The sequence below is a fragment of the Pseudomonas sp. MM211 genome, from assembly GCF_020386635.1.
Classification (GTDB): domain Bacteria; phylum Pseudomonadota; class Gammaproteobacteria; order Pseudomonadales; family Pseudomonadaceae; genus Aquipseudomonas.
The window spans coordinates 5185170-5207941 of the sequence record NZ_CP081942.1; the positions used below are offsets into that span (position 1 = coordinate 5185170).

Annotated in this window: 19 protein-coding genes and 1 pseudogene; 5 read left to right on the forward strand and 15 right to left on the reverse strand. The window is 61.6% G+C overall.

Annotation, left to right across the window (positions count from 1 at the left end):
* Positions 1 to 47: 47 nt before the first annotated feature.
* Both K5Q02_RS23830 and K5Q02_RS23835 read right to left on the reverse strand, forming a co-directional pair.
* Positions 48 to 884: a mechanosensitive ion channel family protein gene (locus tag K5Q02_RS23830; RefSeq protein ID WP_225835016.1), complete on the reverse strand. Its 837-nt coding sequence runs from the start codon at positions 882 to 884 to the stop codon at positions 48 to 50.
* Positions 885 to 1023: 139 nt separating this feature from the next.
* On the reverse strand, positions 1024 to 1503 hold the full coding sequence (locus K5Q02_RS23835; RefSeq protein WP_225835018.1) for a YajQ family cyclic di-GMP-binding protein: 480 nt from the start codon (positions 1501 to 1503) through the stop codon (positions 1024 to 1026).
* A gap of 272 nt (positions 1504 to 1775) precedes the next feature.
* On the opposite strand from K5Q02_RS23835, the pseudogene K5Q02_RS23840 reads away from it, so the two are divergent.
* From K5Q02_RS23840 to K5Q02_RS23855, 4 genes and pseudogenes are all read left to right on the forward strand, one after another.
* Positions 1776 to 2747, forward strand: a pseudogene (locus K5Q02_RS23840) (response regulator); the annotation flags it as partial.
* The gene (locus K5Q02_RS23845; protein WP_225835022.1) at positions 2744 to 3655 is read left to right on the forward strand and encodes a putative 2-dehydropantoate 2-reductase; all 912 of its coding nucleotides are present in this window, start codon (positions 2744 to 2746) and stop codon (positions 3653 to 3655) included. The pseudogene K5Q02_RS23840 and the gene K5Q02_RS23845, both read left to right, overlap by 4 nt.
* A 46-nt stretch (positions 3656 to 3701) precedes the next feature.
* Positions 3702 to 5705, forward strand: coding sequence for a sensor histidine kinase (locus K5Q02_RS23850; RefSeq protein WP_225835024.1), 2004 nt, complete (start codon positions 3702 to 3704; stop codon positions 5703 to 5705).
* A gap of 20 nt (positions 5706 to 5725) precedes the next feature.
* Positions 5726 to 6301 (forward strand): cob(I)yrinic acid a,c-diamide adenosyltransferase, encoded by a 576-nt coding sequence (locus tag K5Q02_RS23855; protein WP_225835026.1) that lies wholly within the window; start codon positions 5726 to 5728, stop codon positions 6299 to 6301.
* Here the strand turns inward: K5Q02_RS23855 and K5Q02_RS23860 are convergent.
* The 7 genes from K5Q02_RS23860 to K5Q02_RS23890 form a co-directional block, all read right to left on the reverse strand.
* Positions 6291 to 7181 carry an RluA family pseudouridine synthase gene (locus K5Q02_RS23860; RefSeq protein WP_225835028.1) on the reverse strand — a complete coding sequence of 297 codons (891 nt, stop codon included), beginning with the start codon at positions 7179 to 7181 and terminating at the stop codon, positions 6291 to 6293. The two genes, K5Q02_RS23855 and K5Q02_RS23860, sit on opposite strands and share 11 nt — an antisense overlap.
* A 21-nt stretch (positions 7182 to 7202) precedes the next feature.
* The gene (locus K5Q02_RS23865) at positions 7203 to 8132 is read right to left on the reverse strand and encodes an AEC family transporter (protein WP_225835030.1); all 930 of its coding nucleotides are present in this window, start codon (positions 8130 to 8132) and stop codon (positions 7203 to 7205) included.
* Between the two features lie 66 nt (positions 8133 to 8198).
* Entirely contained in the window at positions 8199 to 9143 is a 945-nt protein-coding gene (locus tag K5Q02_RS23870) for a Nudix family hydrolase (protein ID WP_225835032.1), read from the reverse strand.
* A 2-nt stretch (positions 9144 to 9145) separates the two neighbouring features.
* Positions 9146 to 9772 (reverse strand): glutathione S-transferase family protein, encoded by a 627-nt coding sequence (locus K5Q02_RS23875; RefSeq protein ID WP_225835034.1) that lies wholly within the window; start codon positions 9770 to 9772, stop codon positions 9146 to 9148.
* A 182-nt stretch (positions 9773 to 9954) separates the two neighbouring features.
* Positions 9955 to 11172: a bifunctional glutamate N-acetyltransferase/amino-acid acetyltransferase ArgJ gene (gene argJ / locus K5Q02_RS23880; RefSeq protein WP_225835036.1), complete on the reverse strand. Its 1218-nt coding sequence runs from the start codon at positions 11170 to 11172 to the stop codon at positions 9955 to 9957.
* Positions 11173 to 11419: 247 nt separating this feature from the next.
* Entirely contained in the window at positions 11420 to 14158 is a 2739-nt protein-coding gene (gene secA / locus K5Q02_RS23885) for a preprotein translocase subunit SecA (RefSeq protein WP_225835038.1), read from the reverse strand.
* Positions 14159 to 14327: 169 nt separating this feature from the next.
* A complete protein-coding gene (locus K5Q02_RS23890) occupies positions 14328 to 15254 on the reverse strand; it encodes a M23 family metallopeptidase (RefSeq protein ID WP_225835040.1) in 927 nt (308 codons plus the stop codon).
* A gap of 86 nt (positions 15255 to 15340) precedes the next feature.
* Between K5Q02_RS23890 and K5Q02_RS23895 the strand changes: the two genes are divergently transcribed.
* Complete coding sequence (locus K5Q02_RS23895) at positions 15341 to 15799, forward strand: DciA family protein (RefSeq protein ID WP_225835042.1); 459 nt, start codon at positions 15341 to 15343, stop codon at positions 15797 to 15799.
* A gap of 175 nt (positions 15800 to 15974) precedes the next feature.
* Here the strand turns inward: K5Q02_RS23895 and lpxC are convergent, their stop codons facing one another.
* The 6 genes from lpxC to murC all read right to left on the reverse strand — a co-directional run bounded on the left by lpxC (position 15975) and on the right by murC (position 22752).
* The gene (lpxC, locus tag K5Q02_RS23900) at positions 15975 to 16886 is read right to left on the reverse strand and encodes a UDP-3-O-acyl-N-acetylglucosamine deacetylase (RefSeq protein WP_225835044.1); all 912 of its coding nucleotides are present in this window, start codon (positions 16884 to 16886) and stop codon (positions 15975 to 15977) included.
* A gap of 112 nt (positions 16887 to 16998) precedes the next feature.
* Positions 16999 to 18189, reverse strand: a complete 1191-nt coding sequence (ftsZ, locus tag K5Q02_RS23905; protein ID WP_225835047.1) for a cell division protein FtsZ — start codon at positions 18187 to 18189, stop codon at positions 16999 to 17001.
* 79 nt (positions 18190 to 18268) lie between these two features.
* On the reverse strand, positions 18269 to 19516 hold the full coding sequence (gene ftsA, locus K5Q02_RS23910; protein ID WP_225835052.1) for a cell division protein FtsA: 1248 nt from the start codon (positions 19514 to 19516) through the stop codon (positions 18269 to 18271).
* A gap of 22 nt (positions 19517 to 19538) precedes the next feature.
* Positions 19539 to 20399 carry a cell division protein FtsQ/DivIB gene (locus K5Q02_RS23915; protein ID WP_225839865.1) on the reverse strand — a complete coding sequence of 287 codons (861 nt, stop codon included), beginning with the start codon at positions 20397 to 20399 and terminating at the stop codon, positions 19539 to 19541.
* Entirely contained in the window at positions 20399 to 21349 is a 951-nt protein-coding gene (locus K5Q02_RS23920; RefSeq protein ID WP_225835054.1) for a D-alanine--D-alanine ligase, read from the reverse strand. Before K5Q02_RS23920 ends, K5Q02_RS23915 begins: the two co-directional genes overlap by 1 nt.
* Positions 21346 to 22752 carry a UDP-N-acetylmuramate--L-alanine ligase gene (murC, locus tag K5Q02_RS23925; protein ID WP_225839866.1) on the reverse strand — a complete coding sequence of 469 codons (1407 nt, stop codon included), beginning with the start codon at positions 22750 to 22752 and terminating at the stop codon, positions 21346 to 21348. The genes K5Q02_RS23920 and murC overlap by 4 nt, the downstream gene beginning before the upstream one ends.
* Positions 22753 to 22772: the final 20 nt, after the last annotated feature.

The window sequence follows — 22772 nt, forward strand, 5'->3', positions numbered from 1 at the left end:
TACGGTGTAAACCTATTTCAGGACTAGACATGGCAGAGGCGCTGGTATCAGCCAGCCTTGCCCTGTTGCACCATCTGAATCATCCGCGGTGCCTGCGCCAACTCGACGCCCTCGGCACGTAGCCGATCACGGACGCTTTCGTTGAGCATAAAGATCACCGGCCAGTAATCACCGGCCGAGGCCCACATGCGCAGCGACAGGTTGATCGAGGTCTCGCCCAGGTTGGACACCACCACGACCGGCGCCGGATCCTGATGCACGCGCGCGTCCTTGGACAACTCCAGCAGCACTTCCCGGGCCTTCGACAGGTCAGCGTCATAATCGAGTTTCACGTCGTACAGCACCTGACGGGTCGTCTGCCGCGAGTGATTGGTGATGATGCCGTTGGACAGGGTGCCGTTGGGCACGATCACCACCTTGTTGTCGCCAGTCCGTAGCACGGTGTGAAAGATCTGGATGTAGTCGACCGAGCCTGAAACACCCTGGGCTTCGATGAAGTCACCGGCCTTGAACGGGCGGAACAGCATGATCAGTACTCCGCCAGCGAAGTTCGCCAGGCTACCCTGCAGCGCCAGGCCGATGGCCAGACCAGCAGCACCGATCACGGCGATGAACGAGGTGGTTTCCACGCCGATCATCGAGGCCACGCTGATGATCAACAGCACTTTCAGCACGATGCTCGCCAGGCTGCCGATGAAGCTGCTCAGGGCACGGTCGACCTTGCGGCCATCCATCAACGCGCTGACCTTGGTAGTCACCTTGCTAATCAGCCACCAGCCGATCAACAAGGTGAAAAGGGCCAGGGTCAGCTTGCCGCTGTACTGCAGCAAAACCGGGATCCAGGCCTGCGACATGACGACCAACTGGTCGACGCTCATATCCATCTGGCACTCCTTCTAGGGCTTGAAACGAAAACGCCATGGCCGCACTGGCCATGGCGTTTGCGAGCGCGTTACAGAATGTGCGACGTCGTTGCCACAACCAGGTTCAATAATCCTAGCCGCGGAAAACACGCGTATCCCATCAATCGCGGAAGTTGTTGTACTGCAGGGGCATCTCGAAATTCTTGCTGCGCAGAGAGGTGATGCACTCTTGCAGATCATCACGCTTCTTGCCGGTAACCCGAACCTGCTCGCCCTGAATGGCGGCTTGCACCTTGAGCTTGGCGTCCTTGATGTGCGCGACGATCTTCTTCGCCAGCTCCTTGTCGATACCTTCGCGGAACTCGACGTCCTGCTTGACCACCTTGCCGGAGGCATAGGCATCCTTGGTCTCCATGCACTGGCCATCGATTTTGCGCTTGATCAGGCAGGAACGAATGATTTCGAGCATCTGCTCGAGCATGAAATCGGCCTCGGCGGTCAGCGTGACGGCCTTGTCCTTGATCTCGAAACTGCATTTACCGCGCAGATCGAAGCGCCGCTCCAGCTCCTTGGCCGCGTTGTCCAGGGCGTTGGTGAGTTCGTGTTTGTCCAGCTCCGACACCACGTCGAACGAGGGCATGAAATTGCTCCTGATAAAAGGCGCGATCCTGATAGGGCTGTCATTCTCGATCTACTGCATATAGGCCCGACTACGCTAACCTTACAGCTGTTGTTTAAGCTGATGATCGCGTCTTGCTGGGCGCCAGTTCGCGAGATCGTGAATTAAGTTCTCCGGAAACCGCGCGGATGGCTTGACGATATAATTGGCACGATCATTATATCCGCTCTGATACAGAGCGTTCGGCGTTGTATTGGTTACTCACCCCTCCTCGACCCGTTTTCTTGCCAGCGAGTACCATCATGCCCAACCCCCATCTCAGCATTCTGGTGGTGGACGATGCCAAGTTCTCCAGCGCCATTATCGGCCGTGCGCTGAGTCAGGCTGGTTATCAGGACGTACGCTTCGCGAGCAGCGCAGCGGAAGCCATCAGCAACCTTGAGCAACGCCCCGCCAGCGTGCTGTTGGCCGACTGGCTGATGCCCGAAATGGACGGCCTGGAACTGACCGGACGGGTTCGCCAGCTCGACGAAGCGGCCGAACACTACACTTACATCATCCTGCTGACCGGTAAGGAAGGCGAGAACGTGCTGAACGAAGCCTTCGACCGCGGCGTCGATGATTTCATCAGCAAGTCGGCGATGAACGAACAACTGCTGCCACGGGTGTTCGCTGCTGAACGCCTGTGCAACACCCTGCAGCGCCTGCTGCAGGAAAACGCCCTGCTGGTGCAGAACATCACCAGCCTGGAAGAACGCAACCTGGTCGACCCGCTTACCGGGCTGGGCAACACCCGTTATCTGAAGCAGAAGATGGCCGACAGCCTGCGCCAGGTGGAATCCCGTGGTGGCGCTCTGTGTTACCTACTGATTGGCCTGCAGGGCGTCGATGAACTGATTGCCCGACACGGCGTGACCTTCTACAACGAGCTGCTACGCAGCGTGGCCCGCCGCCTGCAACAGCTGGTGCGCCCGCTGGATGTGCTGGTTAGCCTGGACGACCGTCACTTCGCCCTGATCACCCTGCTCGAAGACCTTCAGGAATGCTCACCGAGCAGCTTCAAACGCCTGCATGAGGGCCTCAACCTCAAGGCCTTCAAGACCAGCGAAGGCTTTATCTCGCTGAAAGCCGGTATTGCCGTGGTTGGTCTGGATAGCAAGGCCATGCCCATGGAGCAGCAGCAACTGCTCGACCTCGCCACGCGCCTGCTACCCGAGGCCCACGCCAGCGGCCGCGTCACCGCCGTACGCCTGCCGCGCACATGAGTTGGCACGTGCTCGGCGCAGGCAGCCTGGGCAGCCTGTGGGCCGTGCGCCTGTCTCGTGCCGGCGTGCCGGTGCAACTGATCCTGCGCGATGAACAACGCCTGGCGTCCTACCGCCAGACGGGCGCGCTGACCCTGGTCGAGCAAGGCCACGCCAGCCAGCACGTCATACCAGCACACAGCATCGACGATGATGCACCTATTGAGCGCCTGCTACTGGCGTGCAAGGCCTATGACGCGGCGAACGCGATCGAGCGGGTCGCCCATCGCCTTGCCCCTGGGGCCGAAGTGATCCTGCTGCAGAACGGCCTTGGCAGCCAGGACGAGGTGCTCGAACGACTCCCTGGCCGGCGCTGCCTGTTCGCCTCCAGCACCGAAGGCGCCTTTCGCGACGGGGACTGGCGCGTGGTATTCGCCGGTCAGGGACATACCTGGATCGGTGACCCGGCCGATGTCAGCCCGCCGAGCTGGTTGAGCAACCTACAACGCAGTCGCATTCCCCATACCTGGAGCCCCGACATTCTCGCCCGGCTGTGGCGCAAGCTGGCGCTCAACTGCGCGATCAACCCGCTGACCGTGCTGCATGGCTGCCGCAACGGCGAGCTCACCGGCTACCGCCAGGAAGTCGCCGGGCTATGCGCTGAGCTGACGGTACTACTGCAGGGTTGCGGCCAGGCCGACGCGGCTGAAAACCTCCAGGACGATGTCTGGCGGGTAATCGAGGCCACCGCCGCCAATTACTCGTCCATGTACCAGGACGTTGCCGGGGGCCGGCGCACTGAAGTCAGTTATCTGCTCGGCTACGCCTGCACAGCGGGCGAACGTAATGAGCTGTCATTGCCGCGATTGCACGCCCTGCAGCAACGCCTGTTCGCGCACCTAGGCGCCCGCGGATTGCCGCGCCACTGAGTCACGCGCTAACCTGCCCCCTCACCTGCCGACACGACAAACCCCAATGCGCCTGCGCCACCGCCTGAAGAATCTACCCGTTGGCCGTAAACTGCTCGCCGCCCTGCTGGTGCTACTGGCGGCAGTGCTGGTGGTGGCCAACATGACCTTCATCAGCGCCGCCTACTGGATCTCCCAGGAGAGCGTCGCCCCCCAGGCCCTGCAGACCCTCAGCCGGCTGATCGCCAGCCCCGCCCTGAGCCACGAAGCGCTGAGCTCACGGCAGGCCGCGGGCGATCTGCTGAAACGCCTGGACGGCTATGCGCCACTGCGCGCCGCAGTGATCTATGACGCCAACGGCGACAGCCTGGCGCAGCTGCAACGCGGCGAAAAACTGCAGTTGCCGTCGCGGGTCGACGACCTCGACAACTGGCGCCTGGGCGAATTTCGCGCCAATCAGTTGGTTCAGTTGCCACAGGCCGATGCGCCACCAGGCTACCTGCTGCTGGTTGCCTCCAGCGAGCTCCCCGGCGCCTTCTACACGGGCACCGTCACCGCCAGCCTGGTGATCCTTGGCTTCAGCTTGGTGTTGTGGCTGCTGGTGGCGCGGCAGATTCGCCGGCTGGTTACCAGCCCGATCAAGCGTCTGGAAGAGCTGACCCGTCAGGTCACCCGCGAAGAGAACTATTCGCTGCGGGCGCGGCGCGGCAACCAGGATGAAATCGGCAGCCTGGCCGAAGCCTTCAACACCATGCTGACGCGCATCGAGGCCCGCGAGCAGCAGCTCAAGCGCGCCCGTGACGATTCCGAAGAGGCCTACACCCAGGCCCAGGGTCTGGCCGAAGAAACCCGCCTGTCGAACCGCAAGCTGGAACTCGAGGTGCAGGTACGCAGCAAGATCGAGAAGAAACTCACCGGCTTCCAGAACTACCTCAACAGCATCATCGACTCCATGCCCTCGGCGCTGATCGCCCTCGACGAACAGCTCTACGTGGCGCAATGGAACCAGGAGGCCAGCGCCCTCTCCGGCACCTCGCTGGACGAGGCGGTGAACCAGCCGGTGTTTCTCGCCTTCCCGCTGCTCAAACCCTACCTGTCCAAACTCAAACGCACCGCCGAACAGCATCGGGTGGAGAAGATCGAACGGGTCACCTGGATTCGCGACGACGAGCCCCATCACTACGCCCTGACCTTCTATCCACTGATCGGCAGCATTGGCCGTGGCGTGGTGATCCGCATCGACGACATCACCCAGCGCCTCAACCTCGAGGAGGTCATGGTGCAGTCGGAAAAAATGCTCTCCGTTGGCGGCTTGGCCGCTGGCATGGCCCACGAGATCAACAACCCGCTGGGCGCCATCCTGCACAACGTGCAGAACATCCGTCGACGCCTGTCGCCCGAGCTGCCGCGCAATCAGGAGCAGGCCGAAGTGGCCGGGGTCAGCCTGCCGGCCATCGATCAGTACCTGACGGCGCGGGAGATTCCCATGCTGCTCGACGGCATCCAGCAGGCCGGCACGAGGGCCTCGAAGATCGTCACCCACATGCTCAGCTTCAGCCGCCTCAGCAACCGCCAGCTGGCGCCCTGCCAGTTGCCGGCGCTGATCGACCAGGCCGTGGAGATCGCCAGCAACGACTTCGACCTGACCGAAAGCTTCGACTTCAAGAGCCTGCTGATCCAGCGCGAATTCGACCCGGCACTGGGGCCTATTCCCGGCATCGGCAACGAGTTGGAACAGGTGCTGCTCAACCTGCTGAAGAACGCCGCGCAAGCCATCCACCTGCGCGATGACGAAAGCGTCCCGGGCAAGATCATCCTGCGTACACACCTGGCGCCACCATGGGCGGAAGTGCAGGTGGAAGACAACGGGGTGGGCATCCCCGAGGCCGTGCGCAAGCGCATATTCGAGCCGTTCTTCACCACCAAGGAAGTCGGCCAGGGCACGGGGCTTGGGCTTTCAGTCTCGTACTTCATCGTCACCAACAATCACAAGGGCCAGATGGAAGTGCACTCACGCACCGGCCAGGGCACTTGCTTCACCCTGCGCCTGCCCATCGGCATGAGTAGCTGAACCCTCGCCACGGAGACCCCATGGGCTATCGACTGTCGAAAATCTACACACGCACCGGCGATGCCGGAGAAACCGGGTTGGCCGACGGCCGACGGGTCGCCAAGGATCACCCACGCATCGAAGCCATCGGCGAAGTGGACACTCTGAACAGCCAGCTGGGCCTGTTGCTGGCCGAACTGATCGAGCAGCAGCCCCGCTACCCGGGGCTTGCCGAGCTGATCGAGGTACTGGCGCCCTGTCAGCACCGCCTGTTCGACCTGGGTGGCGAGCTGGCCATGCCGGACTACCAGGCGCTGCAGGCGGTCGAGATCGAACGCCTGGAGGCGGCCATCGACCGCTGGAACGAAGAAGTGGGCCCGCTGACCAACTTCATCCTGCCCGGTGGCTCACGACTGATCGCCCAGGCTCACCTGTGCCGCAGTAGTGCACGGGGCGCCGAGCGCCGTTGCGGGCAGCTCAACACCATCGAACCGCTGCGCGGCGAGCTGCTGGCCTACATCAACCGATTGTCCGACCTGCTGTTCGTGGCGGCACGGCTGATCGCCCTGCGCCAGGGTGTGGACGAAGTGCTCTGGCAGGCAGCCGTTAAAGCGTGAGATCGCTTTCGAAGCGTCGAGGCTGACCCGTCAATGGGTCAGCGAACGACAGCCCGCGTGCCAACAGCTTCAGCGGCCGACTGTAGTCGTCGGGATCACCTTCGCTGCTGCTCACCTCGGGATAGAAGGGATCATTGAGGATCGGCGCACCCAGCGCCGCCATATGCACCCGCAGTTGGTGCTTCTTGCCGGTGACCGGCTCGAGGCCATACAGCCAGCAATCAGCGCGCCGCTCGATCACATCGATGCGCGTGCGGGTATTAGCCTCGCCCGGCGCTTCGCGCATGCGGAAGAATGGCTCGCCCGCCTCGAAGCGGGTCTCGCGCAGTAACGGAAACTCCACCTGCGGCAATGGCGCCGCCAGCGCCTCGTAACGCTTGTCGATGTTGCGCTCGCGAAACAGCGCCTGGTAGCGCCCGCGGGTCTGCGCGTTGGTGGAAAACAGCACCAGCCCGGCGGTGTGCCGATCGATGCGGTGCAGCGGCACCAGATCGGCATTGCCAGTGCGTTTGACCAGCCGCGCCAGCAGGGTCTGCTCGACATAGGCGCCTGCCGGCATCACCGACAGGAAATGTGGCTTGTCGGCGACCAACAGGTGCTCGTCGATATGCACGATCGCCTCTTCGAACGGAATCTGCGGCTCGGCCGGCACCTCGCGAAAGTAATGCACACGCAAGCCGACCCGGTAAGGATGATCGGCAGCAATAGGCGCGCCTTCGGCATCCAACACCCGGCCCCGCGCCACACGTTCCAGCCAGACCTCCCGTGAAATCGCCGGGAAATGCGCGCACAGGCAATCAAGCACGGTCGCCCAGGGCCCTGCCGGCAGATGCAGGGTGCTGGGCCGCAGGGTGCCTGGTGGATGATCGGATGCGGACATGCAAAGGCTCCGGCGCGGTTATCAGGGGGCGATCAGGTACAGACAGATCGACAGCGTCACCAGCGACCCCAGGGTCGACAACAGAATGGTGCTCGACACCTGAGTGCCTTCGCGCCGGTAGAACTCGGCAAGCATGAATGGCCCGGTGCCGGTGGGCAGCGCGCTGAGCAGTAAGGCCGCATGGGCCCACATCGGTGGCAGGCGAAAGACGTAGACGGCGAGCACCCAGGTAATCAGCGGATGAGCGAGCAACTTGATCAGCACCAGCCCGGTACCGCGCTCCTTCACTCCGTCATGCCGCTGCGCCAGAAACAGCCCCAAAGCGATCAATGCACAGGGGCCGGTAGCGGCGGCAAGCAACTTGAGAAACTGGTGCAGCGGCCCCGGCAGCGGCTGCGCCGTCGCCGCCCAGAGCGCACCGAGCAACGGTGCCATGACGATAGGGTTCTTCAGCAACGCAATGAAGACCTTGCGCACCGCCAGCAGCACGCTCTTCTCGTTCTGCAGGCCGACTTCGATGCATACCACCGCCAGGGCGAACAGCACACAGATGACGATCAGGCAGGCAATCAGCGCCGGCTCCATGCCCGCGTCGCCGAACACCAGCAGACACAGCGGGATGCCCATGTATCCGGTATTCGCGTAGGAAGCGCTCAGCCCCTGCACGCTGGCATCGGCCAGGCTACCAGTACGACGCAGGCGCCACAGCAGCACCACGACAAAGATGCCCAGAGTAGCGATGCCATAAGCGAGGATGAACCCCGGCTGCCAGATTTCCTCCCAGACAACCGTCGCCATCGCCTCGAAGAGCAACGCCGGCAGGCACAGCCAGACCACCATGCGGTTGATTTCGGATGCAGCTGTGGCGCCAAGCAGGCCCAGCCGCCGACAGGCGAAGCCGGCAAGGATCAGCGCGAAGACCGGCAGGATGACATTGAAGACCGAGGCCATGGGCCGGAGAACTCTCAGCGAAAACGGAAAAACGTACTGCCGCCCGAAACAGGCAGCAGATCGTGGTTATTGCTCAGGCCAGAAAGCGCGAATTCCAGCAACGCCCTGCGCGCCAGCTTGCCAGGCCTGCTCGCTGTGTTGCGGGCCGACACCACCGAGCAGGTAGCAGGGCTGGTTGGAGCCCTGCAGCAGCTCGGTAGCCTGCTCCCAGCCCAGGGGCTGCGCATCGGGATGGCTCTGGGTCGCCTGCAGTGGCGACAGGGTGACGAAATCGGCGCCGATCTGTGCCGCCAGCTGCAGCTCCTCGGCACTGTGGCAGGACGCCGCCAGCCAGCGCTCAGCCGCCAGTGGACGCCCTTTGGCGGCGTACTTGCGCAACTGCTCAGCCGTCAGGTGCCAGCCGGCAGCGGGAAAATCGCCAAGCCACTCCAGCGGCCCCTTGAGCATCAACTGCGCCTTGCCCGCACACAGGCCCTGAATATCCACGGCGAGATCGCGGTACTGGGCGTCGAACATCGCCGGGGCACGCAACTGGATCAGCCGCGCGCCACGGCCAATGGCCGCGCGAATGCCCGCCAGCAGCTCGGGCCCATCCAGACCGTCCGGGGTAATCAGGTAATGTTCGGGCAAACGGGCGGCCGCAACGATCGGCCGATTGGCGGCCGGAAAATCGTAGTCGCCCAACTGCCGGGCACTCACCCAGGCCAGCGGCTGACCTTCGGCGCCGTGTGGCTCGCCACTGAAACGGCTTACCTCCCAGACGTCGAGCAGCACGTGCTTGTCGGCATAGTCGTGGCGCACCTGGATCAGTGGTCGCGCGCTTTCTGGGCGAATCCCCAGCTCTTCCTGCAACTCGCGGGACAACGCAGCCAGCACAGCCTCGCCCTCCTCGACCTTGCCACCCGGGAACTCCCAGAGTCCGCCCTGATGCTTGTCGTCGGGACGCCTGGCGATGAGGATGCGACCATCCTCACCACGAATCACCGCTGCCGCTACATGCACGCGCTTCACGTTCACTCCTTCAAGGCTGCCTGCAACCAGCGCTGGAACGCCGGCCACTGAAAAATGGTTTCCACATAGGCCGCGGCATCTTCCGGCAGTTGCACGGCATAGCTGCGCAGGCGGCTGGCCACCGGCGCGAAATAGGCGTCAGCAATGCTCAGCTCACCGAACAGATACGGGCCACTCTGGCCAAAACGCTGACGACAGGCTGCCCACAAGGCGATGATGCGCTGGATATCGTTCTGCACGTCATCGGCAATGCTGGCCAGCGGCGTATTGCGCTGCATGTCCATGGGCATATGGCTGCGCAACGCGCCGAAACCACTGTGCATTTCTGCACAGGCGGAACGCGCCATGGCGCGAGCCGCTACATCACGCGGCCACATCTCAGCCTCGGGAAAGCGCTCGGCCAGGTACTCGGCGATGGCCAGGGAATCCCAGATCACCCCAGCGTCGTCGGTCTTGAGCACCGGCACCTTGGCGGTCGGCGAGTGGGCTAGCAAACGCGCGTGGGTATCGGCACGGAACAGCGGCACCAGGGTTTCCTGATAGTCCGCGCCACTGAGTTCGGCCAGCAACCAGCCGCGTAGCGACCAGGACGAGTAGTTCTTGTTGCCTATCAGCAATTGCAGCGGCATGCGCGCACTCCGGCGGTCAGAAGAAACAGAGCGACAGCTTCGCCGCTACCTGCCGTTAAGGCAAATTCCGCTCGCGCATGGCCCCATGAGCGAGCGGAATGAGCGCCAGCTACTGACTGCAAGCCTCGAACGGCAAGCAGGTGCGGATCACCGATCCGCGCGAAGCCTGTGAATGCCGTATCTCAGGTACGGTATTCGGCGTTGATCTTCACGTACTCATGCGACAGATCGGTAGTCCAGATCGTCTCGCTGCAGGTGCCGCGGCCTAGCTCGATGCGGATGGTGATTTCCTCTTCGGCCATCACCGCCGAGCCCTGCTCTTCGGTGTAGCTGCTGGCCCGGCAACCCTTGCTGGCGATGCACACATCACCGAGGAACACGTCGATCTTGCTGACATCGAGCTGCGCCACACCGGCACGGCCGACAGCAGCGAGGATGCGCCCCCAGTTGGGGTCGGAAGCGAACAGCGCGGTCTTGATCAGCGGCGAATGGGCCACCGCATAGCCAACATCCAGACACTCCTGATGCGTCGCCCCACCGTTAACCTGCACGGTGACGAACTTGGTCGCGCCTTCACCATCACGCACGATGGCCTGGGCCACGTCCATGCACACCTCGAACACCGCCTGCTTGAGCGCCGCAAACAGCGCACCGCTGGCCTGGGTGATTTCCGGCAGCGCCGCCTGGCCGGTGGCGATCAGCATGCAGCAGTCGTTGGTGGAGGTGTCGCCGTCGATGGTGATGCGGTTGAACGACTTGTTCGCCGCATCACGCAGCAGATCCTGCAGCACACCCTGGGCGACCTTGGCGTCGGTGGCGATGTAGCCGAGCATGGTGGCCATGTTCGGTTTGATCATGCCGGCGCCCTTACTGATGCCGGTGACGGTGACCGTCACGCCTTCATGGCTGAACTGGCGGCTGGCCCCCTTGGGCAGGGTATCGGTGGTCATGATGCCGGTAGCGGCTTCTGCCCAGTTGTTCACCGAGAGGTCGTCCAGAGCGGCCTGCAGCGCGCCCTCGATCTTTTCCACCGGCAGCGGCTCACCGATCACCCCGGTGGAGAACGGCAACACTTCGCTTTCGTCCACACCGGCCAGGCTGGCCAGACTGGCGCAGGCGCGCATGGCGTTCTGCAGGCCCGGCTCGCCGGTGCCGGCATTGGCGTTGCCGGTATTGGTGAGCAGGTAGCGGACACTGCCAGAGGCGCGCTTCTTGGCCAGGATCACCGGCGCCGCGCAGAACGCGTTGAGGGTGAACACACCTGCCACGCTGCTGCCTTCGGCACAGCGCATCACCACCACATCCTTGCGCCCTGGGCGCTTGATGCCGGCGGAGGCAATGCCCAGTTCGAAACCTGGAACCGGGTGCAGGGTAGACAGCGGGCCAAGACCAACAGCCATGGGGAAGCTCCTCGAATTAGGTGAAATTGCACAGTATGTTCGATGCGAAAACGCCGCGAAGGGGTAGACCCTTCGCGGCGTTTGGACGTTACAGCCAGCTCAGGATCAGAACCAGTTCACGACCTTGCGAGCTAGAGCCATGCAAGGCGAAAACAGGCGAGGACGCGGAGTGTACTTTTGTACATGAGCAGTCCGAGCCTGTTTTCAACGCTGCAGGGCCGACGCGTAGCTAGTCGTGGGCAGGTTCTCAGTTGACCTGACCGTGGCAGTGCTTGTACTTCTTGCCGGAACCGCACGGGCAGAGCTCGTTGCGACCGATCTTCTGCTCGGCACGCACCGGGGCAGTGGCAACGGCTACATCGCCGCCGTCCTGCACTTCGGCTTCAGGCTCCTGAAGTGCAGACACTTCATCGTGCTGGAACTGCATGCGCTGGGCCAGAGCTTCGGCATCACGACGCAGGCGGGCTTCTTCTTCGACCGGATCTTCGCGGCGAACCTGAACGTGCGAAAGCACGCGGATGGCATCGCGCTTGATGGAATCCAGCAGTTCCTGGAACAGGGTGAAGGACTCGCGCTTGTATTCCTGCTTCGGGTTCTTCTGGGCGTAGCCGCGCAGGTGAATACCGTGACGCAGGTGATCCATGGTCGACAGGTGATCTTTCCACAGGTCGTCGAGTACACGCAGCAGAATCTGTTTCTCGAAAGTACGCAGGGCTTCGGCGCTGGCCTGTGTTTCCTTCTCGTTGTAGGCCTCGATCAGCTCCTTGAGGATGCGCTCGCGCAGCGTGTCTTCGTACAGCTTGTCGTCTTCGTCGAGCCATTGCTGGATCGGCAGACGCAGGTTGAAGCCTGCGTAAAGCGCCTCTTCCAGACCGGCGATGTCCCACTGCTCAGGCAGCGACTGCGGTGGCATGTGCGCGTTGACAGTGTTGTCCAACACTTCCCTGCGGAAATCCTCGATGGTTTCGCCGACGTTGTCAGCGGTCAACAAGGTGTTGCGCATGTGGTAGATCACCTTGCGCTGCTCGTTCGCCACGTCGTCGAATTCGAGCAACTGCTTACGCATATCGAAGTTGCGGCCCTCGACCTTACGCTGCGCCTTCTCGATGGCATTGGAGACCATGCGATGCTCGATGGCCTCACCAGCCTGCATGCCCAGCGCCTTCATGAAGTTCTTCACCCGATCAGAAGCGAAGATACGCATCAGGCTGTCTTCCAGCGACAGGTAGAAACGACTGGAGCCGGCATCACCCTGGCGACCGGATCGGCCACGCAGCTGGTTGTCGATACGACGCGATTCGTGACGCTCGGACGCGATCACGTGCAGGCCGCCGGACTCCAGCACTTGCTGGTGACGCTTCTGCCAGTCGGCCTTGATCTGCGCAATCTGCTCGGCAGTAGGGTTCTCCAGTGCCGCGACTTCAACTTCCCAGTTGCCGCCCAACAGGATGTCGGTACCACGACCGGCCATGTTGGTAGCGATGGTCAGCGCGCCTGGGCGACCGGCCTGGGCAATGATCTCGGCTTCCTTCTCGTGGAATTTGGCGTTGAGCACCTTGTGCTCGATGCCTTCCTGCTCCAGCAACCGCGAAACGTACTCGGACGTTTCGATGGTCGCGGTACCGACCAGGATTGGCCGGCCCTGGGCCTGGCATTCCTTGATGTCGTTGATGATCGCCGCGTACTTCTCTTCCTGAGTCAGATAGACCAGGTCGTTGAAGTCCTTACGGGAAACGGGCTTGTTGGTCGGAATTACCATCACGTCCAGACCATAGATCTGGTGGAATTCGAAGGCTTCGGTATCAGCGGTACCGGTCATCCCCGCCAGCTTGTTGTACAGGCGGAAGTAGTTCTGGAAGGTGGTCGAAGCCAGGGTCTGGCTTTCAGCCTGGATGTTCACGCCTTCCTTCGCTTCGATGGCCTGGTGCAAGCCTTCGGACAGACGACGGCCTTGCATGGTACGGCCAGTGTGCTCGTCGATCAGAATGATCTGACCGTTCTGTACGATGTACTCGACGTTGCGCTGGAACAGGGTGTGAGCGCGCAGGCCGGCATACACGTGAGTCAGCAGACCGAGGTTGTGCGCCGAATAGAGGCTCTCGCCCTCGGCCAGCAGACCGGCCTGGGTCAGCATGTCTTCGATGACCTGATGACCTTCCTCGTTGAGTTCGACCTGGCGGCTCTTCTCGTCGACCTTGTAATGGCCTTCCTGAGTGACCACGCCCTCTTCTTCCTCGATGTGCAGCTTGAGGCGAGGAATCAGCTTGTTGATCTCGGTGTACATCTTGGAGCTGTCTTCGGCCTGGCCGGAGATGATCAGCGGGGTACGCGCTTCGTCAATGAGGATCGAGTCGACTTCGTCGATCACGGCGAAATTCAGCTCGCGCTGGAATTTCTCTTCCACGCTGAACGCCATGTTGTCGCGCAGGTAGTCGAAACCGAATTCGTTGTTGGTACCGTAGGTGATGTCGGCGGCGTAGGCAGCGCGCTTCTCGTCCGGGGGCATGAACGGGGTGACGATACCGACCGACAGACCAAGGAATTCGTACAGCGGACGCATCCAGTTGGCGTCACGGCGAGCCAGGTAGTCGTTGACCGTGACCACGTGCACGCCTTTGCCTTCCAGAGCATTGAGGTAGACGGCCAGGGTGCCGACCAGGGTCTTGCCCTCACCGGTACGCATCTCGGCGATCTTGCCTTCGTGCAGGGTCATGCCGCCGATCAACTGAACGTCGAAGTGGCGCATACCCATCACACGCTTGCCGGCCTCGCGAGCAACGGCGAAAGCTTCGGACAACAGTTGATCCAGGGTTTCGCCTTTGGCCAGGCGGGCCTTGAATTCTTCGGTTTTGGCGCGCAGTTGCTCGTCGGAGAGAGCGAGCATCTGCTCCTCGAATGCATTGACGGCCTGAACCGCCTTGAGCAGGCGCTTGACCTCACGCTCGTTCTTGCTTCCAAAGAGTTTTTTCAACAAAGGCGCAAACATATCGACAGGATCTTCCACGCTATGGATGGAGGGCGGCCCCGTGAGTCGCCCATGCAGCCCTTATGGCTGCGTGAGAAGGGGGCATTCTACCCGGAAACGGAATTGAGGAAAGCGGCGTTATTGGCACAGGGCCATCGGCGATGTACGAGACGGCCAGCGGCCGTGCGCTTCATTCGCCGTCGCTGACTCGCGCAATGTAATTGTGCGGATTGACCACTTGCCCGTTACGACTGACTTCGAAGTGAACGTGATTACCGGTCGAGCGCCCGGTACTGCCCACCGTTGCGATGGCCTGACCACGCTGAACCAGATCACCGACCTGCACACGATTGCTGCGATTGTGTGCATACAGGGTGACGTAGCCATCGGCATGGCTGATTTCCACGGTGTTGCCATAGCCGTTACGGCGCCCGGCAAAAGTCACCACACCAGCTCCGACCGCAACCACATCACTGCCAGCTTTGGCAGCAAAATCCACGCCTTTGTGTACGCTGGCACGGCCAGTCAGAGGGTCGACACGGCGACCGAAAGGCGACGACACATAACCCTGCAATACCGGATGCCCCGACAGCATCACGGCTTCGTCAATACGCCGATCTGCCAGCAGTTGCTCCAGCACTTCGAGCTGCTGCTCGCGGCTGTCCATGCGCAGCGCCAGTTCATCGAGAGTACTCATGAAAGGCGGCGGGGCATAGGCCGCGCCATCGACCAGTTCCTCGAGACCGCCCTGACCGACACCCAGGGAGAAGTCGAACTCACTGGCGTCCAGCTCCGCCAGCTCGGTAAGGCGTTCACCGAGAGCATCGAGACGAGTCAGTCGGGCCTGCAACTCGGCGACGTGGGCGGCGAACGCATCCAGTTGACGCTGCGCATCGATACGCACCGCGCCCACTTCGTCACGCTGGGCATCGAGTGCCTGAGTGATTTCGACGCTTTCCGGCAGCCCTGTCGTCTTCGGTGCCAGCCAGGCGCCGACAGCGGCACCTCCGCCAACCGCCAACGCGACCAACAGCGCCAGGCCGATCGCCAGCCAGCGCAGATCGAGACTGAGCGAACGCGCCGCACCGTGGCGTCGACTGAGAAAAATGATGTGCATGACATCCCCATGTAAAAAAAGTGGAACCCAAGCGCTCAGCAAGGTTCTGCTAACATGACGGCCCACAAAGTTGCAGGCGCTCCGCCATGAGTTTTCGTCCCTTGCCGGCCAAGGCTCCCGCTGCACTGATGCGCGAGGCGAAACCCCTGAAAGCCCTGTTCAATCAGGCTCAGCGGATTGATCACCTGCAGCAGTTGCTGGAAAGCCAGCTACAACCAGCCGCCCGGGAACATTGCCATGTGGCGTCCTGGCGAGAAGGCTGTCTGCTTTTAATCGTCACCGACGGCCACTGGGCCACCCGGCTGCGTTATCAACAGCGACGCCTGCAAAGGCAGTTGCAGGCGCTCGAAACGTTCGCGACCTTAACGAAAATACTCTTCAAGGTGCAACCTCCTACCGCCGAAAGGCGTGAGCCCACTCAGCCCTTCGAGCTCTCAGACAGCGCCGCAGATAACATTCAGGAAACCGCTGCAGGCGTCACCGATCCCCGTCTGCGGGAAGCCCTGGAGCGCCTTGCCAATCACCGCCGGCGCAGCGATTCGTAAAGCTCATCAAGCTGTTACCGCAGCAGTTGATACTCGCCGGAAAAATGTCACCTCTCTCAAACTGATAGCCGCTGCAGCCCTGAATGCTGCAAACCGAACCTGCGTGCACGATAGAAATACGGGCATAAAAAAGGCCACCCGAGGGTGGCCTTAAAGATAAAGCAAGGAGAGTGTCTTACATTGCCGCTGCTGGGCGCATGTAAGAAATCGGTGCAGCCTCGGCGTCTTCGAAAGTCACCACTTCCCAAGCGTCCGGCTGTGCGATCAAGGCGCGCAGCAGGCGATTGTTCAAGCCGTGGCCAGATTTGTAGCCGCGGAACTCACCGATCAAACTGTTACCAAGCAGATAAAGGTCACCAATCGCATCGAGAATCTTGTGCCTGACGAATTCGTCCTCGTACCGCAGGCCGTCTTCGTTGAGCACACCAAACTCGTCCACCACGATGGCGTTGTCCACGCTACCGCCGCGTGCCAGGTTGTGCGAACGCAGGAATTCGATATCACGCATGAAACCGAACGTGCGGGCACGGCTGACTTCCTTGACGAACGAGGTGCTGGAAAAATCCACACTCGCGGTCTTGGTACGGTCGTGGAACACCGGGTGGTCGAAATCGATCTCGAAGCTCACCTTGAAGCCTTCGAACGGAATGAAAGTGGCGCGCTTGTCGCCTTCCGTCACGGTCACTTCACGGGTGATGCGGATGAACTTCTTCGGCGCGTCCTGCTCTTGCAGGCCAGCCGACTGAATCAGGAAAACAAAGGGCCCAGCACTGCCATCCATGATCGGCACTTCACATGCAGAGAGCTCGACGTAGGCGTTATCGATGCCCAGGCCAGCCATGGCCGAAAGCAGGTGCTCTACCGTATCCACCTTGACATCACCATTGACCAACGTGGTCGACATGGTGGTTTCACCGACGTTCAGGGCGTAACCGACAACCTCCACTACAGGGTCGAGGTCGGTACGACGGAACACGATGCCGGTGTCCACCGGAGCCGGCTTCAGGGTCAGGTAAACCTTCTCCCCGGAGTGCAGGCCGATACCCGTGGCGCGGATGATGTTCTTCAGGGTGCGTTGTCTGATCATGGCTCTGGCCGCTATAGCGCTAAGTGCGAATTGTTTTCAACAAAGGCTGGCAATAATAGCAGAACCGACCTTTGCTGAACACCAATCACCCTTATGCTCCTGATAGATTTCATCAATCCGCCTGACGACGCAGAAATGCCGGAATGTCCAGATAATCCAGATCATCCTGAGGATTCAGCTTCGCCGCAGTAGCTGCACCACCATGGCTCTGACGCTGTACGGTCGGGCGCTCGTAATCCTTGTAATTAACATTCTGCTCACCACGAATCGGGGCAGCTACGGGCGCAGCCGACTGAGCGGCAGCGACCTGAACGGTGTTGTCGATGACCTTGACCGGCTTCTCGATACGCGCACCCAGGCCAGTGGCAACCACGGTCACGTGCAGCTCGTCACGCATATCCGGATCGATCACGGTGCCAACCTTGACGGTCGCGTGCTCGGAAGCGAATTGTTCAATGATGTTACCCACGTCAGAGTACTCACCCAGGGACAGATCCGGGCCGGCGGTGATGTTCACCAGGATGCCGCGAGCGCCCTGCAGGTTGACGTCTTCCAGCAACGGGTTGCGAATCGCCGCTTCGGTGGCTTCACGAGCACGGTTAGGATCGCTGGCGCAGCCAGTGCCCATCATCGCCATACCCATTTCGCTCATCACGGTTTTCACGTCGGCGAAGTCGACGTTGATCATGCCCGGACGCTTGATGATGTCGGAGATGCCACGTACGGCGCCGGACAGCACATCATCGGCCTTGGAGAAGGCGGACAGCAGGCTGGCGTCTTTGCCAAGGATGGTCAGCAGTTTTTCGTTGGGGATCGTGATCAGCGAATCGACGCTTTCCGACAACAAGCGAATGCCTTCGTCAGCGATCTGCATACGCTTACGGCCTTCGAACGGGAACGGACGGGTCACTACCGCAACGGTAAGGATGCCCATTTCCTTGGCTACTTCGGCGATCACTGGCGCAGCACCAGTACCGGTACCACCGCCCATGCCGGTGGTGATGAAAACCATGTCACAGCCCTGCAGCACTTCGGCAATACGCTCACGGTCTTCCAGAGCCGCCTGACGGCCGACTTCCGGATTGGCGCCAGCGCCCAGGCCCTTGGTTACGCCTGTGCCGAGTTGCAGAATGGTGCGAGCACCGATGTTCTTCAGTGCCTGAGCATCGGTGTTGGCGCAGATGAATTCGACGCCTTCGATGTTGCTCTTGGCCATGTGATTGACGGCATTGCCACCACCACCACCGACACCGATGACCTTGATAACCGCGCTTTGCGGAAGGTTGTCTACGAGTTCAAACATGGTCTCTCTCCTGTACTTTCTAGTTTTTAACGCCTACTGCTGATGACGCCGCACACGCCCGTGCACGCGCCGCCCAACATCAGAAATTGCCCTGGATCCAGCGTTTAAGCCGCTCCAGTACCGGGGTTTTCGTATCATCGCCGTACCCACCGTTGCCGGGCATCGGAATGTCGTCGGACTGCTTGCGCAGCCCGTACAACAGCAGGCCAACGCCTGTTGAATAAATGGGATTGCGCACCACGTCGCTGAGCCCCTTGACGCTATGGGGCATGCCGAGGCGCACCGGCATATGGAAGATTTCTTCGGCCAGCTCAATCGCGCCTTCCATCTTCGCCGTGCCACCGGTCATCACGATGCCAGCCGGAATCAGGTCTTCGTAGCCGCTGCGGCGCAGTTCAGCCTGGATCAAAGTGAACAGCTCGTCGTAACGCGGCTCGACCACTTCAGCCAGGGACTGGCGCGACAGGTCGCGCGGTGGACGGTCGCCCACGCTCGGCACCTTGATGGTTTCGCCGGCGCCAGCCAGCTTGGCCAGGGCGCAGGCATAACGGATCTTGATCTCTTCGGCGTACTGAGTCGGCGTACGCAGCGCCATGGCAATGTCGTTGGTGACCTGATCGCCAGCGATCGGGATCACCGCGGTATGACGAATCGCGCCTTCGGTAAAGATGCAAATGTCAGTGGTGCCACCGCCGATGTCGACCAGGCACACGCCCAGCTCTTTCTCGTCGTCGGTCAGCACCGCATACGCGGATGCGAGCTGCTCGAGGATGATGTCGTCGACTTCCAGACCGCAGCGGCGCACGCACTTCTCGATGTTCTGCGCCGCATTAACTGCGCAGGTCACCACGTGTACCTTGGCTTCCAGGCGCACGCCGGACATGCCCAGAGGCTCACGAACGCCTTCCTGGTTATCAATCACGTAATCCTGCGGCAGGGTGTGCAACACACGCTGATCTGCCGGAATGGCCACGGCCTGAGCGGCGTCGAGCACACGCTCCAGATCGGCACTGCTGACCTCACGGTCGCGGATGGCGACGATGCCATGGCTGTTGAGGCTACGGATGTGATTGCCAGCTACACCGACGAACGCCGAGTGAATACGGCAACCCGCCATCAGTTGAGCCTCTTCGACCGCGCGCTGGATCGAGGCCACCGTGGACTCGATATTGACCACCACGCCCTTCTTCAGGCCGCGCGACGGGTGAGTACCGATGCCGACGATTTCCAGCTGACCATCAGCGGTCACCTCGCCCACCAGCGCCACCACTTTGGAGGTGCCGATGTCGAGACCGACGATCATCTTGCCGCTCTGCACGTTTGCCATGACTGTTGCCTTCTCTCCTGATTCACTGCACCGCAGCGGGTTCGACCGCTACGGGTGCTTGCGGCTCGTGCCACGCAACGGCAAGGCCGTTGGCGTAGCGCAGATCGATCCGCGCGATGTTGTCTTTCTGATCCTTCAGCGCCTTGCTGTAGATGGCGCTGAAACGACGTATTTTTTCCACCAGATGGTCGCGCCCAAGCAGCACTTCGATGCCCTGCCCAGTGGACAGGAACCAGCTGCCGCGCTCACGCAACTCCAGGCGTGCCACGGTGAATCCCATTGGTCGCAGCATCTGGCTCAACACCTGATACTGCTGCATGACTTGTTGCTGGGCCCGCTTCGGGCCGTACAGCTGTGGCAGATTCTCGTAATGCGCCAGCTCTTTCGGCGCGAATGCCTGCCCTTGATTGTTGAGCAGAGCCTCGTCACCCCAGCGGGCGATCGGCAGTTGCTCTTCCAGACGCACCATCACCTGATCGGGCCATACGCGACGCACTTCGGCGTGGGCGATCCATGGCATCTGCTCCAACTCGTGCCGCATACCGACAAGGTCGACACTGAAGAAGCTCGCGCTGACAAAAGGTTCAATGCGTTGTTGCACCGATTGCTGGCTGATGTAGCTGAGGTCGCCTTCGACGCTGATCTTGGCGATCGGACGATCCGCGTAAGGCAGCAGGCGCAGCGACAGCTCATAGGCGCCGAACCCCAGCACCAGCAGCAATACCGGCCAGGTAATACGTTTGAGCAGGCTGAAATTGGGCCGTGGCAAACGCAGGCTGATCGGCTCCTTCGCCACCAGACGGCTGGCGCCGCGCGGCACGGCCTTGCCGCGCATAGGCGCTCGGGCGGTACCTGGCTGATGACGCAAGACGGCGCTCATGATTACCCCCGGGCCTCGACGCTATCGGCAAGAATCGCCAACACCAGTTGCTGGAAGTCCAAGCCGGCGGCCTGCGCAGCCATTGGCACCAGGCTGTGGTCGGTCATGCCCGGTACGGTGTTCACCTCGAGCAGCCAGAAACGCCCCTCGGCATCCTGCATCACGTCGGCGCGAGCCCAGCCCTGAGTGCCTACGGCCTCACAGGCCTTGGCGGTCAGCGCCTTGAGTTCGGCTTCCTTGTCGGCATCTAGGCCACAGGGAACTCGATACTGGGTATCATCGGCCAGGTACTTGGCATCGTAGTCATAAAAGCTGTGCGAGGTGCCCAGCGCGATGGGCGGCAATACCTCGCCACGCAGCATGGCGATGGTGAACTCGGGACCGTGGATCCATTGTTCGACCAACACCTGGCTGTCGTAGCAGGCAGCGTCCTGCCAGGCGGCAATCAGCGCCTCGACATCGGTGACTTTGGCCATGCCGATGCTGGAGCCTTCGTGGGCCGGCTTGACGATCAGCGGGAAGCCCAGCTCGGCAGCCGCACGGCGGCAATCTTCGGCGCTAGCCAACACGGCATGAAGCGGCGTGGAAAGACCCAGGCTCTGCCACACCTGCTTGGTGCGCAGCTTGTCCATGGCCAGTGCCGAGGCCAGGATGCCGCTACCGGTGTAGGGAATGCCGGCGCACTCGAGCAGGCCCTGCATGCTGCCGTCTTCGCCGCCACGGCCATGCAGCACGATAAAGGCACGATCAACCTTCTCGCTAAGCAAGCGCTCGAGGAAATCATCACCCACGTCGATGCCAAAGGCGTCCACGCCCGCGCTCTGCAGCGCAGACAACACGGCGTTGCCGGACTTCAGCGAGACTTCGCGCTCGGCGCTCTTGCCGCCGAACAGCACGGCCACACGGCCGAAGGCTGCAACCGGCAGTTGGGATTTCAGGGTTTCGGCGCTCATTTCGCTTGACCTTGCACGCTGAACAGCGGGCTTTTCAACAGTTGTGGGGCAACCCCGCCGATGTCGCCGGCACCCTGGCAAAGCAGGATGTCGCCAGCACGCAGCAGCGGCTTGATCAGCGGCGCCAGTTCGGCACCACGCTCGACATAAATGGGATCCAGCTGACCACGCTGACGGATGCTGTGGCACAGCTGGCGGCTATCGGCACCGGGAATCGGTTCTTCGCCAGCCGGATAGACTTCCATCAGCAACAGCACGTTGGCATCGGCCAATACCTGGACGAAATCGTCGTACAGGTCACGGGTACGGCTGAATCGGTGCGGCTGGTAGACCATCACCAATCGGCGCTCAGGCCAGCCGCCACGTACGGCCTTGATCACTGCTGCGACTTCACGCGGGTGGTGGCCATAATCGTCGACCAGCATTACCTGGCCGCCTTCGACCGGCAGTTCGCCATAGACCTGGAAGCGCCGCCCTACGCCCTGGAACTGCGACAACCCCTGCACGATGGCCTCATCGCTGATGCCTTCGTCGGTGGCGATGCAAATGGTCGCCAAGGAGTTGAGCACGTTGTGGTTGCCGGGCATGTTCACCGACACGTCGAGCGGCTCGCAGTCCGGGCGTAGCACCGTGAAGAAGGTCTGCATGCCCTGCTGACGCACATTGATGGCGCGCACGTCGGCGTCTTCGCTGAAACCGTAGGTCACGGTCGGGCGACCCACCTGGGAGAGAATCTCGCGTACCACCGGGTCGTCCACGCAGACCACGGCCAGGCCGTAGAACGGCAGGTTGTGGAGAAACTCGATGAAGGTCTTTTTCAGTTTATTGAAGTCACCCTCATAGGTGCTCATGTGATCCATGTCGATGTTGGTGACCACCGAGACCATGGGCTGCAGGTGCAGGAAGCTTGCATCGCTCTCGTCGGCTTCGGCGATCAGGTAACGACTGGTGCCGAGCTGCGCATTGGTGCCGGCAGCGTTCAGACGCCCGCCGATCACGAAGGTTGGATCCAGGCCGCCGGCAGCGAACACCGAAGCGAGCAGGCTGGTGGTAGTGGTCTTGCCATGGGTACCGGCCACGGCGATACCGTGACGGTAGCGCATCAGCTCGGCGAGCATCTCGGCACGCGGTACCACCGGAATGCGTCGCTCCAGGGCGGTAGCAACTTCCGGATTGGAGGTGTTGATGGCGCTGGAAACCACCAGCACGTCGGCATTCTCGGCATTCTCGGCACGGTGACCGATGAAGATATGGGCACCGAAGTTTTCCAGGCGCTCGGTAACCGGCGAGGTTTTCAGGTCGGAGCCGGAAACTTCGTAACCGAGATTGAGCAGCACTTCAGCGATGCCGCACATGCCAGCGCCGCCGATACCGACGAAATGAATACGGCGGATACGGCGCATGCGCCGCACTTCTGCCTTGA

Excerpts from the sequence above, each read along its gene's own strand:
- K5Q02_RS23830 (WP_225835016.1), bottom strand. The coding sequence starts at position 884 with ATGGATATGAGCGTCGACCAGTTGGTCGTCATGTCGCAGGCCTGGATC.
- K5Q02_RS23835 (WP_225835018.1), bottom strand. The coding sequence starts at position 1,503 with ATGCCCTCGTTCGACGTGGTGTCGGAGCTGGACAAACACGAACTCACC.
- K5Q02_RS23845 (WP_225835022.1), top strand. The coding sequence starts at position 2,744 with ATGAGTTGGCACGTGCTCGGCGCAGGCAGCCTGGGCAGCCTGTGGGCC.
- K5Q02_RS23850 (WP_225835024.1), top strand. The coding sequence starts at position 3,702 with ATGCGCCTGCGCCACCGCCTGAAGAATCTACCCGTTGGCCGTAAACTG.
- K5Q02_RS23855 (WP_225835026.1), top strand. The coding sequence starts at position 5,726 with ATGGGCTATCGACTGTCGAAAATCTACACACGCACCGGCGATGCCGGA.
- K5Q02_RS23860 (WP_225835028.1), bottom strand. The coding sequence starts at position 7,181 with ATGTCCGCATCCGATCATCCACCAGGCACCCTGCGGCCCAGCACCCTG.
- K5Q02_RS23865 (WP_225835030.1), bottom strand. The coding sequence starts at position 8,132 with ATGGCCTCGGTCTTCAATGTCATCCTGCCGGTCTTCGCGCTGATCCTT.
- K5Q02_RS23875 (WP_225835034.1), bottom strand. The coding sequence starts at position 9,772 with ATGCCGCTGCAATTGCTGATAGGCAACAAGAACTACTCGTCCTGGTCG.
- argJ (WP_225835036.1), bottom strand. The coding sequence starts at position 11,172 with ATGGCTGTTGGTCTTGGCCCGCTGTCTACCCTGCACCCGGTTCCAGGT.
- secA (WP_225835038.1), bottom strand. The coding sequence starts at position 14,158 with ATGTTTGCGCCTTTGTTGAAAAAACTCTTTGGAAGCAAGAACGAGCGT.
- K5Q02_RS23890 (WP_225835040.1), bottom strand. The coding sequence starts at position 15,254 with ATGCACATCATTTTTCTCAGTCGACGCCACGGTGCGGCGCGTTCGCTC.
- K5Q02_RS23895 (WP_225835042.1), top strand. The coding sequence starts at position 15,341 with ATGAGTTTTCGTCCCTTGCCGGCCAAGGCTCCCGCTGCACTGATGCGC.
- lpxC (WP_225835044.1), bottom strand. The coding sequence starts at position 16,886 with ATGATCAGACAACGCACCCTGAAGAACATCATCCGCGCCACGGGTATC.
- ftsZ (WP_225835047.1), bottom strand. The coding sequence starts at position 18,189 with ATGTTTGAACTCGTAGACAACCTTCCGCAAAGCGCGGTTATCAAGGTC.
- ftsA (WP_225835052.1), bottom strand. The coding sequence starts at position 19,516 with ATGGCAAACGTGCAGAGCGGCAAGATGATCGTCGGTCTCGACATCGGC.
- K5Q02_RS23920 (WP_225835054.1), bottom strand. The coding sequence starts at position 21,349 with ATGAGCGCCGAAACCCTGAAATCCCAACTGCCGGTTGCAGCCTTCGGC.
- murC (WP_225839866.1), bottom strand. The coding sequence starts at position 22,752 with ATGCGCCGTATCCGCCGTATTCATTTCGTCGGTATCGGCGGCGCTGGC.